We start from the raw sequence: 14,869 nt of genomic DNA on the forward strand, positions 1-14,869 counted from the left end.
ACGCTACTTGGCCCGCTCCTCGACGCGAAATCCAGCATGCTCCACGTGCTCGACTCGACCCGGCCCCTGTCCCTTGGCTCGGTACATCGCCGAATCCGCTCGTGCGAGGGCCGAACCCACCGGCTCACCGAGGTCGAGAGTCGTCCAACCCACGGACCCCGACACACGGAGGTCCTCGCCATTCCATCGGATGGTTCGCGTCAGCTCTCCTTGCAGACGAGCAGCGAGTCGTTCGGCATCGGATCGCTCGGTCACGATGACGAACTCATCGCCTCCCAATCGGGCAAGGACATCGGACGACCGGATCGAACGGCGGAGTCGCTCGGCGACGTCCTCGAGCACGGCATCGCCTGCGGCATGGCCGAAGGTGTCGTTGACCTTCTTGAACCCGTCGAGGTCGAGGAGCAACACGGCTCGACGTTGGTCGGCTGACAGCTCCGCCGCGGCCAAGTGGAAGCCTCGGCGGTCGAGGAGTCCGGTCAATCGATCATGGCTGGCGTGGTGCGCCAACTCTGCGGTCGTGTCCCCGAGCCGACGAAGGGCGACGCGAAGCGTGTGTCCGATCGGCCCGGGCAGGTCGCGGTCGAACACCGGATCGTCGAGCCGGCCGTCGGCGAGCGCTGCCACCTGATCGTGGCCCATCAGCACCGAGGCCGAGACCTGGTTGAAGGCGGTCGCCAACACGGCGAGCTCGTCGGTGCCGGTGACGTCGTCGACCACGACCCCGAGCTCGCCCTGCGAGATTCGCTCCGCCGCCCTCGCGAGACGCTGCACCCGGCGAGTCGTCCGACCGCCGACCACCGCCACCAGCAGCCCCGGAACCACCAGGGTCGCCAGGGCGGCGCCGATCATCAGTTGGCGATTGTGTCGCGCCCGGTCCGACCGCAGGAGTGCAGCGGCGCGCACCGAGGCGACGGACTCCCCCTGGATCTCGACCGTGACCGCGGTGAACGAGGCGAGTCCGGTGAGTGACGACACGAGGTCCGGAGCCCCGAGAGGTTCGAATCGATTGGGGAGGTCGAGCACTCTCGATCGCACCGTCGTCAGGTACTCGTTGTCGGCGTAGGCCACTTCGAGACGTTGCCGCTGCTCGTCGGTGACGACGACGTGAAGTCGCTCGAGTGCGGCGTCGGTCGTGGCCAAGGCAACGGCGGCCGCCTGGCGCTGGGCCTCGGTCGACTCGCCGGCCAGGAGCAGCCCCCCGGCGTAGATCACTTCGGTCGACAGCGCCGTTGCGAACTCCGCCTGCCGGTCGATCGACATCCAGGCAGCACTCCTCCCCAGGGCCAGGTAATCGACCTGGTGCGACCAGATCGCCAGATCGGCGTCGACGCGAGTCAGCTCGTCCGACCGAATGGTGCGAGGATTCTCTGCAAACCCGACGCGCAGGTCGGTGAGCGAGCGCGCGATGTCGTCGAACGTTGCCAATTCGTCGGTTCCGAGTGCTGTTTGGCGAACACCCGCCGCGGCCAGGTCGGTTGCCGACTGGACAAGACCTTCGATCACCTGTCGAGTGATGACGATCGAGGGATCGTCCTCCCGGATCGCGCTCGACGCGAGAACCGTCGGCCATCCCCGGTACAGCGCCAACTCGGCGATCACCGCCGTCTCGAAGTTGCGATGGGCCAGCAGCTGCTCGAGGTCGGCCAGCTCCTCATTGGCGAGCCGTTCGGCCGCCTGCGCATTCGAGGCGAGCCGGAGCGTCGCCAGGTTCCCGATCACCATCGGGACGAGGACGATGAGCAAGATGAGCTGTCGAAATCCGACGCGATCGAGCGGCGACACTCGTCGTCGACGAGGGGACGACGGTTCCGAAGACACTCCGGCTTCATGCCCCGTCGTCGGCGGACCGTCGTTCACCGCTCGCTCGACAGCGACTGGTTCTTCCCGCTCCGCTTCGCTGTGTACATCGCCTTGTCGGCCCGGTGGAGGACGTCCTCGAAGTGCTCGTCGACGCCGATCGAGGTCCAGCCGATCGATGCGGTCACCGGGAGCATCAGCCCGCTCCACTCGATCGGCATGGCGATGTGCTCGGCCAGACGATCCACCGTCGCTTCGCAGCTGCTGTGCGACGACGTCAGCACGAGGAACTCATCACCACCAAGTCTCGCCACGAGATCGCCGCTGCGAGTGCCGGCAACGAGTCGCTTGGCGACCTCTCGCAGGACCGCGTCACCGGCGGCATGGCCGTGGACGTCGTTGATCTGCTTGAAGTCGTCGAGGTCGACGAGGATCATGCCGCGGTCGACGGGCACACCGTCGGCGTCTCGCGCGACGAGCGAGTCGAGCCCGGCCTGCAGACCACGTCGATCCAGCAGCCCGGTCAGCTTGTCGTGGTTCGCTTGATGCGCCAGCTCGGCCGTCGCATTCCCGAGGCGCCGGAGTGCGAGCCGCAGTGTCTGGCCAATGACGCCGGGGAGTTCGTCGTCGAGGATCGGGTCATCGATTCGGCCCTCGGCCAGTGCCGAGATCTGGTCATGCGAGCGCGCAATCGTCTCGGCCACATCGTTGAAGGCCACCGAGACCTCGGCCACCTCGTCCCGTCCGCTCGTATCGGCGATGCGCATGTCCATCTCACCATCTGCCACCCGGCGGGCGGCTTCGGCGAGAACTTCGAGGCGGCGAGACAGTCGCCCGCCGACCGTGACGAGCAGTGCGAGCGGAGCGACGACGACCGCAACAACGAGCGCAAGGGCGAGATCTCGTTTGGTCGAGGCCAGCGCGGCCTTGTCCGCTGCAGTGGCACGAATCGTTTCGGCCGACTCCGATCGCACATCGTTCACGACGCTCGTCACGTCGGCGAGCTGCACGAGTGCCGTGATCACCTCGTTGTTCGCCAATGTCATCGTTTCGAGCTGCGCTTGCCTGCGCAAGGCATTGATCTGGGCTGCGTCCGCCACGGACTGGAGCCGCTCTCGTTGGTCGGTCGTCGAGACCGCCATCATGGCGTCGAAGGCCAGAATGCTCCGATCGGCCAGCACGGCGGCGCGGACCCGATCCGTTTCGCTGGTTCCTCCCGACATCAGCAGCACGCCGGTGAACGACATCTCCTCCGCCAACGTCACGCCGAACCGAGACTGTCGATCGACCGGAAGCCACGGCGCGCCCTGTCGGGCCACCAGCTCATCGGCGATCGCTTCCAGCGTGTCGGATGCGACACCGAGCTCGGCCACCTCGACCTGCACAGCAGCAACATCGTCACGGTCGAACGCTTCGCGCATCTTCAGCCAATGCCCGATCAAGGTGTCGAGCTGTTCACGGTGGGTCGCCGAGACGTCCGCGCCCTCGACGGCGGCCATCGCCGAATCGCCGAGTGGACGCACTCCTGCGCTGATCGTTGCGCGGACGGCAGGACTCACGAGACCGTTGGTGTCGAGGCGATCGGTGGCCGAGACGAGGGAGAACCAGCCTTCGTAGAACGCGATCTCGGCAGCCAGACCCGACTGCATCTCTCGAACGACGAGCAACACCTCGAGGTCATCGAGCTCCTGCACCGCCTCCGAACGGGCTCGGCTCTCGCCGATCGCCAGGAGACCGACCGCGACAGCACCCACCAGCATCGGCAGAATCGCGATGAGCGCGATCACCCGCCGGATGCGAAGCCGGTCGACGAAGTGCATTCGACCAGCTTCGGTGGCAAAGGCCCAGTTCGTGAGGGTGCGGCACAATCTTGCGGTCGGGTTTCCGGCAAGAAGCTTGACCTGCCAAGCTGAGCGCCATGGCAGGATCAATTCTCGGCAACCGTGTCCAACGCATCGAAGATCCGGCGCTGCTCACCGGCGCCGCTCGCTACGTCTACGACATCGTCGGCCCCGACACCACCCATGCGGTGTTCGTACGCTCGATCGTCGCCCACGGCGTGATCAACAGCATCGACACCACGGCCGCGACACAAGCGCCCGGCGTGGTGGCCGTGTACACCGCTGCCGAGCTCGGAATCGAGCCGCATCACGGGTTCGTCAAGGTCGACGACGCCTTCGCTCGGTCGCCGCTGGCGGACGGCCGAGTCCGCTTCGTCGGCGAGCCGATCGCCGTCGTGATCGCCGAGACGTTCCAGCAGGGCGTCGACGCCGCCGAGCTGGTGGTGGCCGACATCACTCCGCTTCCGGCGATCGTGGATCCCGAGTCGGCGTTCGACGAGGGTGTCGAGCTGATCTATCCCGACAAGGGCGACAACCTCGCCACCACCTCGACCGACCCGGATGTCGACGTCCTCGCCGATGCCGATCGAGTCGTGCGGGGCCGCTACGTCAACCAGCGCGTTGCCGGGGCGCCCATGGAGCCCAACTCTGTCGCCGCCGTTCCGGCCGACGATGGTCGCCTCACCTTCTACGCCGCCACCCAGATGCCGCACCTGTTGCAGCGCCAGCTCGGTGCCGCCCTCGGCGTCGACTACAAGACCATCCACGTCATCGCTCCGCATGTCGGCGGAGGCTTCGGCGCGAAGGCCGGGCTGTACGCCGAGCATGGGGTCGTGGCGAAGGCCGCGCTTCTCACGCGCCGCAGCGTCATCTGGACCGAGACCCGCAGCGAGTCGATGCTCTCGCTCGCCCACTCTCGGGCCCAGATCCAATACGTCGAGCTCGGGGTGAAGAACGACGGCACGATCACCGGGCTGCGAGTGCGCTTGATCGGCGACGCCGGCGCCTACCCGAACATCGGGGCGCTCCTCTCCGCAGGTACACGCCGGATGTCGAACGGCACCTACGCGCTCCCGGCACTGCGGTTCGACATCGCCGTGGCCGTCACCAACACCACGCCGACCGGCGCCTATCGCGGTGCCGGGCGCCCCGAGGCTGCTTCGCTCGTCGAGCGCGTCGTCGACCAAGCCGCCCTCGAGCTCGGCATCGATCCGCTCGCGATGCGGCGTCGCAACTTCCTCCCCAACGACGTCTTCCCCTTCACCACGCTCACCGGCGTCACCTACGACTCGGGCGACTACACCAAGGCGCTCGACGAGGCAGCCCGGATTGCGGGCTACGACGAGCTGCGGGCCGAGCAGGCCGCACGGCGCGAGCGTGGCGATCGGCTCCAGCTGGGCATCGGGGTGGCCTCCTACATCGAGGTGACCTCGGGCGGCGGTGGCAGCGAGTACGCCTCGGTCGAGGTCAACCCCGACGGCTCGGCCACCATGAAGGCAGGCACGTCGGCCCACGGCCAGGGACACGAGACCACCTACGCCATGATCGTGTCCGATCGCACCGGTATCCCGGTCGAGCGCATCCGTCTCATCCAGTCCGATACCGATCTGGTACGCACCGGCGGCGGCACCGGCGGCGCCCGATCATTGCAGCTCGGTGGTTCGGCGGTACACGAAGCCACCGAGGCCCTGGTCGACAAGGCCCGCAGCCTCGCGGCCCACCTCCTCGAAGCCGGTGTCGACGACATCATCATCGACACCGAAGCGGGAACGGTCGGCGTTGCCGGCGTGCCCGCCAAGGCGCTCGGCTGGGGCGAACTGGCCGAAGCCGCCGCTCGTGAGCTGCCCGACGGCGTGCTCGACCAATCCGATGAGTCGGTCGGCCTGGCCGCCCAACTCGACTTCAAGCAGGCCGACGGCACCTTCCCGTTCGGCACCCACATCTCGGTGGTCGAGGTCGACACCGAAACCGGGCAGGTCACCATGCTCCGCCACATCGCCGTCGACGACGCCGGCACCGTGGTCAACCCCGTCGTGTTCGAGGGCCAGCAGCAGGGCGGCATTGCCCAGGGCGCGTCGCAGGCGCTCTACGAGGAGGTCGCCTACGACGCCGACGGCAATCCCATCACGGCCAACTTCATGAACTACACGTTCCCTTCGGCCGCCGAGTTCTCCAGCTTCGAGGCTTCGCACACGGTGACCACGACGCATCTCAACCCGCTCGGGGCCAAGGGCATCGGCGAAGCCAGCACCGTCGGCTCCACCCCGGCGGTGCAGAACGCCGTGATCGACGCGGTGTCGCACCTCGGCATCCGCCACATCGACATGCCGTGCACGCCGCAACGGGTGTGGGAACACATCACCGCCGCACGGGCCGGCACCCCGATCGATCCGTGGCGTGACCCGCCGGCCATCTTCGACCAGCTCGCCGCCGGCGAAGAAGTCGACGAAGAGCAAGCCGCTGCCGCCGAACAAATCTGAGGCTCTCCCCCATCCCCAGCCGCCGGCGGAGAACGCCGAGGATCCAGTCCCACTCCTCGACGTACTGTCGCCAGGTGATGCGGTCCACGATCCAGCCCTGGTCGCCGATGTCGATGTCGCGACGTCGATCGTTCTCGAACGACGCCAAATCGAAATCATCGGCCTGCCAGCAATCGTGCACCCGTGTCTCGCCATCGAGAGGGAGTTGCGAGCCCCAGCGAGCAACTCCGTAAGTGCCGAGGCCCCCAGGGCCGAGGCACGACACCAACCACCCACCCCACCACACGGGAGTTGCGAGCCCCAGCGAGCAACTCCGCAAGTGCCGAGGCCCCCAGGGCCGAGGAACGACGGCGTCAGTGCGTTCGTCGATCAGCTGGCGGAGGACCGACCGCCCGGAGCGCGTAGTGACGGCCACCAGCTCGCACGCCGCAAGCACGCGTTCGGTGGTCGTCAGCTTGCGCCGCAGCGCCTCGTCGATCAGGCGATGCAGTTCCCCGACCGAACTTGACGGTGCGAGTGACGCCACGGCGACCTCCAGCGTCACCGTCGGGATCCCCCGACGCCGGGTAGTGGGAAACGCCGACGCACCTGCTCGTGTGGTCACTGCGACACCCCGAACTCTTCGTTGGCGCTCCGTGACCACGGTCGGGAGGTTCGGGTGTTCGACAAGCCCCCACAGTGCCAGCGCCGACCGCCCATGGGCGTTGGAGCCCTCGATCAACAGCGTCGCAGCGCACAGCTTGGCGAGCGGGTCGTTCCCATGAGCTGCGAGCAAGAGCACGCCTCGCCCGGGTCCAACCACCCATTGGCCGCGGCGGACTCTGCGGTCGACTTGTGCCGGGGTCATCCCTGCGGTCAGGGCATCGGAGCGCAGGATCACGCCGTGCCGATCGAGCGCTCGCCGTTCGATGGCGGAGCGGATGGGGCCGACGTTCTCTCGGGGCATGAGGTGTCTCCCTCGTCTGACAACGACGGGAGTGGCCACTCCGAGGAACCAACCGTAGCGATTCGCCCGTCGAACCGGTTCGGCGCAGTTCGATAGTGGATCGGCGACCCATTTCCGGGTCGTGAACGTGCTAGTGAACGGGTGGATGCCGCCGAATGGGCAGGTGGAGAGGCGAGGGCGTCAGGGGGTGAGGGCGGCGGTGATGGTGCGGTGGGCCATGGCGGCGAAGGTCGGGCGGTCGGCCGAGTTCACGGCGATCACCAGGCCCAGCGACAGGGCCCAGCCCCGAGCTCGTTCCCACGTGGCGTCATCGTGGGGCAACATGGTGCGGAAGACCGACCGGACCTCGGGCCGGTCCGGCCACAGCATCCAGGCCACCGCCAGGTCGCTGGCCGGATCGCCGGCGGTGATGTCGCCGAAGTCGATGACACCCCAGAACTGTCCTTCGTGCACCAACAGATTCAGTGGGTGCATGTCGCCGTGGAGCCAGACATCGGGGCCGGTCCACGCGGGCGTGGCGAGCACCTCGGTCCACGCCGACCACAGCTGATCGGCATCGACGAGCTTGCCGGCCTTCGCCAGATTCGCCTCGAAGCCGGCGCGCTTGTCGGCGAGCGGCACGCCACGATGCGGGTTGTGGGGGGCGTCGAGCGGCGCCCGAACGTGGAGGCCGGCGAGGAAGGCCCCCAGCTCGATGGCGGCGAAACGGGCATCGGCAGGCGGACGATCGAGCGCCGGCACTCCCTCGACCCAGCGGCAGACCGACCACGGCCACGGGTACCCGCTGCCCGGCTCTCCTACACGCACCGGGATCGGAGCATTCATCGTGAGCAGCGGCTCCACCACGGGGAGCCAGCGCTGCTCGTTGACGATCAGGTCGACTCCGAGCTGGCGCCGGGGCAATCGCAAACCAAGGAACTCGCCGCCTGGTGTGGGGCCGAGTCGGTAGATCGCGTTGTCCCAACCGTTGGCGATGAACACGAGCTCGAGTTCGGCCAGATCGGGCATCTGGTCTCGAAGCAGTGCCGCCACCAGTTCGCGGCTGATATCGATCTCCGCGGCGGGCTGGCTACTCACCACGACGGCTACTCCCTTCCGGTCGCTCACGAGTCTTCCAGTCGGTGAAGTCACTGCCCGTAGCTGCGACGAAGGCGCTGACCGCCTCACCGACCGTAGGGAAGAGACGGTCGTGGCCGATCAACGCAATGGTTCCACCGGGCGCGATCTGATCCCGCACAACGCCCTTCAGCTCGGCGAATCCCAGCTCGATGCCTTGCTCGGCGAGGTCGTCGTGGAGTTCGTGGATCACGGCTTGAGCGGTGGCGTCGATGCTGGTGATCGGTTCCGCCGTGACCACGACCCACTGCACGTCGGGCGTCTCCGCCACTCGCTCGAGGATCTCGGCTCGGAAACCGTCGGCGTTGGCGAAGAACAGCGGCGCTCCGAAACGGAACAACAGCAGGCCATCGACCTGTCGACCTTCGGGATGTCGGTCGATGTCGTGATAGCCGCTCACGCCGTCGATACGGACCAGCGTGGTGACATGGGGTCGCCAAGCCTGGGAGACGAACGCCAAGAGCGACACGCCGACGGCGACGCCGATGCCCCACACCACACCGGCAACCACGACGCCGACGAACGCGATCATCGACAGCAAGAACTCGTTGCGTCGCCAACGAGCAAGCGAGAACACCGTGCGGACATCGACCAAGTCGATGACGGCCAGGATCACGATGGCCGCGAGGGTCGCAATCGGGAGCGAGGCGAGCAGCCCCGGCGCACCGACCAAGAGCAGCACGATCATGAGTGCGGCAAAGACGCCCGTCAGTTGGGTCTTCGCCCCCGCCGACTCGGCGACCGGCGTGCGCGACGAGCTGGCTGACACCGGGAACCCCTGGAAGAAGCCGGCGACCACGTTCGCTGCGCCCAGTCCGATGAACTCGGCGTTGGGGTCGACGTCGGCGTCGAGTCGTTTGGCGTAGGCACGTGACAGCACGCTCGTGTCGGCGAACGACACGACGGCGATGGTCAGTGAACCCGCCGCCAGCTCGGAGAAGTCACCCCATCCGATGCGCGGAATCGCCGGGACGGGGAAGCCCGACGGCAGCGACCCGACCAGCGCAAGATCGCCGCCGAGGTCCAGTGCTTCGACCGCGACGATGCTGCCGATCACGACCACCAGGGACCGTGGCAGCTTCGGCGCGACGACCCGGACAGCGACCAGACCGAGCAGCGAGGCAACGCCGACCGACGCCGTGGTCCGTTCGATGTCGCCCAACGCTGCGACGAGGTCGACGAACTCCCCCACCGGCATGTCGCTCTCGACCGAGATGCCGAGCAACTTGGGGAGCTGGCCGATGATCACGACCACGGCGATCCCGTTCAGGTACCCGATCCGAACGGGCATCGACAGCAGCTCGGTGACGAAACCGAACTTGCCGATGCCCGCCGCCAGCGCGACGAGGCCGGCGCCGATGGACAACGCCCCGGCCAGCGCCACCGCCCGATCCGGATCGCCCGCGGCCAGCGGAACGATCGTTGCGGCGATCAGCGGCGCGAGGGACGAATCGGGGCCGAGCACCAGGATTCGCGAGGGGCCGAGGACCGCGTAGACGAGCAGCGGGACGACCGTGGCGTAGAGGCCGTACACCGGCGGCAGTCCCGACGCCTGGCTGTAGCCCATGCCGACCGGCACGAGAAAGGCCGTGATGACGAGGCCGGCGAGGAGGTCGGCCAGGACATCCGAGCGCGACATCGAGCGAAGGTGCCGCACACCGGGAGGGGCCACGAAGTCCACGTTCCCACTCTGCCACCATGAACGGGCCGCTGAGCACCCGAACCGGATTCGGGTTGGATGGTCCGGCGGACCCGACTCGGTCTGGAGGTGTCAGACCGTTCGGCTGAGCTGACTCATCGCTTGGACGGCGACCGAGACTCGGGCGAGATCCCGCTCGGCGTCGTGGCGAATGCCCTCGAACGTGCGACGGCAACGGTCCACCGCCACCGCATTCCGGGCGATCCACGCCTCGACGAGGTCGGACGGCGCACCGTCGTCGGACCGCTGCGCCCGTGACACCACCGTGGCCGTGAGTTCGGCGTGCTCCCGGAAGAAGTCGTCGCGCAGCGCGCTCCGGGCCAACGCCTCCCAGTGGTCACTTCGAGGCAGCGCCGTGATCCGCTCACGCAGCCACGACAAATCGAGTTCGGCGTCAAGTGCCCCGTAGATGGCCGCCACCTGCTCGAGTGACGAACCCGTGCGAGACGCCACGTGTGACAAGTCGAGGAATCCGTAGGCCGCACCGAGCGTGGCAACCTGCGAGGCCAACGGGCCCGGAACCCCGGCCTCGATCAGCGCCGATGCATCGACGTCGACCGAGACGATCGAGTGCAACACCTCGACGGGTTCCCGGTAGGCCTCGATGACTCGGCCGATGGCCAGCGGCTGCGACTCGTTGCGAAGCAGCCAACGAGCCGCCCGCTCGCCGAGCCGCTTGACTTCCTGATCGATCGCAATCTGGGTCGCTGCCGACACCTGGTCGGCGAGGCCGCGCACCTGAGCCTGGAGGTCGGCCAGGTCGTAGATCCTCCACGCGGCCAGGTGCGCCCGGGCCACGTCCGAGGTCGATGCCGAGGTCTCGCCGATCAGCCGGTGGGTCATCGAGATGCCGCCGTGGTTCACGATGTCGTTGGCCACCAGCGTGCTGAGCAGCTCACGGCGTAGCGGGTGCGAGTGGATCAGCCCCTCGAAGTCGCGCTGCAGCGACGGCGGGAAGTAGGCGAACAGCCGCTCCTCGAGCCACGGATCGTCGGGGAGATCGGAGCTCGACAGGTCGGCGGTCAGAAGGTTCTTCGTATAGGCGAGCAGCACGGCGAGTTCGGGCCGGGTGAGACCGTCGTTGTCGATGTGCCGGTGCAGGAGTTCGGCGTCGGTCGGCAGCGCCTCGAGCTCTCGGTCGAGACCCGCCCGCTCGCTCAGCCAATCGAGCAGGCGCAGGTGCACATCGACCATGCCGCCGGCCTGGACTTCGGCCGCATTGAGGGTCTCGTTCTGGACGATGTTGTTGTCGAGCACGAGCCGGCACACGTCGTCGGCCATCGACTCGAGGAGGAGGTCACGCTGCTTGCGTGTGAGGTCGCCATCGCTCATCGCCTTCGACAGCAAGATCTTGATGTTGACCTCGTGGTCCGAGCAGTCGACGCCACCCGAGTTGTCGATGGCGTCGGTGTTGATCCGTCCACCGGCTCGGGCGTACTCGATGCGGGCCTGCTGGGTGAATCCGAGGTTCCCGCCTTCCCCCACCACGCGGCATCGCAACTCGTTGGCGTCGGCTCGCACCGCGTCGTTGGCACGGTCGCCGACGTCGAGGTCGGTCTGGCTCGATGCCTTCACGTAGGTGCCGATACCCCCGTTCCACAGCAAGTCGACCGGCGCACACAAGATGGCGTGGATGAGCTCGTTGGGGCTGAGTGCCGAGACGCCGAGCGGCAAACCGAGCGCACTGACCATCTGCGGCGTGAGGGAGATCGACTTGAGCGTGCGGGGGAAGACCCCTCCGCCCTCGGAGATGAGGGTGCGGTCGTAGCTGTCCCAGCTGGACTGCGGGAGCTCGAACAGGCGCTGGCGCTCGACGAACGAGGTCGCGGCATCGGGAGTCGGATCGATGAAGACGTGGCGATGATCGAACGCGGCCACCAGCCGGATATGGGGGCTGCGAAGCATCCCGTTGCCGAACACGTCGCCCGACATGTCACCGATGCCGACGACCGTGAAGTCCTCGGTGTCGGGGTCATGGCCGAGCTGGCGGAAGTGAGCTTCCACTGAGCACCACGCGCCACGGGCGGTGATCGCCAACGCCTTGTGGTCGTAGCCCGCGGAGCCGCCCGAGGCGAATGCGTCGTGCAGCCAGAAGCCTCGGTCGACCGCAATGGCGTTGGCTATGTCGGAGAACGTGGCCGTGCCCTTGTCGGCGGCGACCACGAGGTACGGATCGTCGCCGTCGAGACGGACGGTGTCGGGTGGCGGGACCACCTCGTCGCCGTCGAGGTTGTCGGTGACGTCGAGGAGCGCCGAGACGAACATTTGGTAGCAGGCAACGACCTCCTCCTGAACCGCAGCGCGATCGCCGTCGGGAAGATGTCGACAGACGAACCCGCCCTTCGCGCCGACCGGCACGATGACGGAGTTCTTCACCGACTGCGCCTTCATGAGTCCCAAGACTTCGGTGCGATAGTCCTCCATCCGATCCGACCAGCGGAGACCACCGCGAGCGACGAGACCGGCCCGCAGGTGCACACCTTCGCTGCGAGGGCTGTAGACGAAGATCTCGGCTGCCGGCACGGGTTTGGGCATGCCGAGGATCTGCGAAGGGTCGAACTTGAGAGCGATCGCTCGGCTCGGGTCGTCGCCGATCTGCCACGCATTGGTACGCACGGTCGCCTCTACCAGGGACACCAGGGCCCTTAGGATCCGGTCGGCATCGAGGCTGGGGACCACGTCGATCGCTTCGAAGAGCGATGTCCGGACCGCCTGGGCCACGGATGGATCGGCATGCTCGGGGTCGAGCCGGGCCCGGAAGAGATCGATGAGCCCTCGGGCGATGTCGGCGTACTGGATCACGATCTCGTGCACATAGCTCGGGCTGAACCTGCCACCGAGCTGGGTGAGATACCTCGTGTAGGCCCGGAGCACCGAAACCCAGCGCCACTCGACGTCGGCGGTGGTGACCAAGCGGTTCAGCACGTCGCTCTCGGACGCGTGGTTGTGGACCGCCAAGAGCGCGCTGCGGAAGCGAGCGCGGTCCTCGGCGTCGATGGGGTTCGGGAACCGCAGACCGATGTCGTAGATGAAGGCGGGACCCGCCGCTGGGATGTTGAGCTCGTACGGGCGCTCGTCGGTCACGATGGCGCCCAGATCGTGGAGGATCGGGATGAACTCCGACAACGTGATCGCTTCGGAACTGCGGTACACCTTGCAGCGCATCTCGCCGTTGCGGGCTTCGAGAGGACGCGACAACCAGGCGTCGAGATCGTCGGGCCCGAGGGCGTCGAGCCGCTCGATGTCGAACACCGCTGCTTCGGCGAGCACCGAGTTGCGGTAGCTGTCGCCGAACACCCGCCGGTAGCGGACGTACAGCGCGAGCCCGGCGTCTTCGCCGTGTTCCTCGACAATCGCCGCTCGCAGGTCGTCGTCCCAGTTGCGGATCACCCGGCTCAGGCGCTGCTGCAACGCTTCGGGGTCGGGGAGCGGGTGGGTGTTCCTCGGGTCGGTGTAGATCACCAGTTGCAGACGGGCGAGTGGCGCATCGCTGATCTCGGTCGAGAAACGACACGATGTGCCCCGGTAGGCCTCCATGAGGATGCGCTGGATCTCGAGCCGTACATCGGTGGTGTGGCGGTCACGGGGAACGAAGACCATGCAGACCAGGAACCGGCCGAAGTCGTCACGGCGAAGTAGCAGACTGACCTGGCGACGATCTCGCAGATCGAGCATCTCGAGCGACATCCGACTGATCGAATCGACGTCGGTCTGGAAGAGCTCATCGCGAGGATAGGTCTGCAAGATGTTGAGCAGCCGGCTCCGATCGTGGCTGCCGGCCGGGAACTTGGCTCGCTCGATGACACCCGCCACTCGCGCCCGCACGATCGGGATGTCCTGCACGCGGCCCGTGTACACGGTCGACGTGAAGAGCCCGATGAATCGACGCTCGCCGGTCACATGACCGTGCTCGTCGATCTCCTTGATCCCCACGTAGTCGAGCGGCACCGCTCGGTGCACGGTCGAGTACGAGTTGGCCTTGGTCAGGTTGCAGATGGTGGGCCGACGCGCCATCTCGGCGATCTGCGGTGGGAGTTCGCCGAAGTGGCGCACCGTCGGCTCGCTCTGTCGAAGCAGGCCGAGACCGGTGCTCGGGCGGGAAACGTTGCGAACGCCCTCGGCGTCGTCGACGAAGTCGTACTCACGGTAGCCGGTGAAGGTGAAGAAGCCCTCGGCCATCCACCGCAGGAACGCAGCAACCTCGGCCGGATCGTTGCCGATCGATGATTCGTACCGGCGCGAACCCGTCGCCGCCTCGGCCGCCCAGCCGTCGAGTTCCTCGGCCAGCGTCAGCGCCTGATTGCGCATCGGGATCCAGTCCTCGACCGCCTTGCGGACGTCGGCGAGAACCGATTCGACCTCGCCTTGAAGGTCGCGGACTCCCGTGGTTCCCGACACCCGGTCGACCTCGAGGTGCACCAGCGACTCGTTCGGGCAGTCGTTCGACACGTCCTCGATCCGGACGATGTCGCCGTGCTCGTCGCGCTGGACATGAGCCATCGGATGCGCCAGCAGGTGGACCTGCAAGTCGAGTTGTTCGAGGAGGGCGAGGATCGAGTCGACGATGAAGGGCATGTCCTCACACACCACATCGATCACCGTATGTGGACTCGACCAGCCGTCGACCTCGGTGCGTGGGTTGTACACACTCACCAGCGTCTCGGCAGGCTGGCGGGTGTGGGCCATCTCGAGGTGGCGCACCGCCGAGGCGTACAGCTCGAGCGGCTCCTTGTCGGCAAGGTCGTGGGCGGGAATCCGGCGGTAGTACAGGCGCATCACCCGACTGCTCTCCGAAGGGTCATCACCGCGGTAGCGCCGCTGCGCCAGATCGACCACGGCATCGACCAGGGCACCCTTGACCTGTGCGGACGAGTCAGACATCGTTTCCCATCACCCCCCGGGCGATTCCGAGCGTAGACCACCCTGTCGCCTGGCATCGGCTGACGCCACATCGGGCGGCACGGGTTGCCCCTACCATCGGCGCTCG

The 14,869-nt window shown here is 67.2% G+C and carries 6 protein-coding genes; 1 reads left to right on the forward strand and 5 read right to left on the reverse strand.

All coding sequences use genetic code 11. The annotated features are described in order from the left end of the window. Nucleotides 1-3 precede the first annotated feature (3 nt). Together R2733_04425 and R2733_04430 are read right to left on the reverse strand one after the other, a co-directional pair. Nucleotides 4-1,821 (reverse strand): GGDEF domain-containing protein, encoded by a 1,818-nt coding sequence (locus tag R2733_04425; protein MEZ5375735.1) that lies wholly within the window; start codon nucleotides 1,819-1,821, stop codon nucleotides 4-6. A 35-nt stretch (nucleotides 1,822-1,856) separates the two neighbouring features. Further along, the gene (locus tag R2733_04430) at nucleotides 1,857-3,620 is read right to left on the reverse strand and encodes a GGDEF domain-containing protein (GenBank protein MEZ5375736.1); all 1,764 of its coding nucleotides are present in this window, start codon (nucleotides 3,618-3,620) and stop codon (nucleotides 1,857-1,859) included. A gap of 98 nt (nucleotides 3,621-3,718) precedes the next feature. Between R2733_04430 and R2733_04435 the strand changes: the two genes are divergently transcribed. Next, nucleotides 3,719-6,121 carry a xanthine dehydrogenase family protein molybdopterin-binding subunit gene (locus tag R2733_04435; protein ID MEZ5375737.1) on the forward strand — a complete coding sequence of 801 codons (2,403 nt, stop codon included), beginning with the start codon at nucleotides 3,719-3,721 and terminating at the stop codon, nucleotides 6,119-6,121. Nucleotides 6,122-7,247: 1,126 nt separating this feature from the next. Here R2733_04435 and R2733_04440 read toward each other — a convergent pair. From R2733_04440 to R2733_04450, 3 genes are all read right to left on the reverse strand, one after another. Beyond that, the gene (locus tag R2733_04440) at nucleotides 7,248-8,144 is read right to left on the reverse strand and encodes an aminoglycoside phosphotransferase family protein (protein ID MEZ5375738.1); all 897 of its coding nucleotides are present in this window, start codon (nucleotides 8,142-8,144) and stop codon (nucleotides 7,248-7,250) included. Beyond that, nucleotides 8,137-9,822 (reverse strand): SulP family inorganic anion transporter, encoded by a 1,686-nt coding sequence (locus R2733_04445; GenBank protein MEZ5375739.1) that lies wholly within the window; start codon nucleotides 9,820-9,822, stop codon nucleotides 8,137-8,139. The genes R2733_04440 and R2733_04445 overlap by 8 nt, the downstream gene beginning before the upstream one ends. 132 nt (nucleotides 9,823-9,954) lie before the next feature. After that, complete coding sequence (locus tag R2733_04450; protein ID MEZ5375740.1) at nucleotides 9,955-14,763, reverse strand: NAD-glutamate dehydrogenase; 4,809 nt, start codon at nucleotides 14,761-14,763, stop codon at nucleotides 9,955-9,957. Nucleotides 14,764-14,869 lie beyond the last annotated feature (106 nt).

This window comes from Acidimicrobiales bacterium (assembly GCA_041394265.1).
In the GTDB taxonomy this organism is placed as follows: Bacteria; Actinomycetota; Acidimicrobiia; order Acidimicrobiales; family SZUA-35; genus JBBQUN01.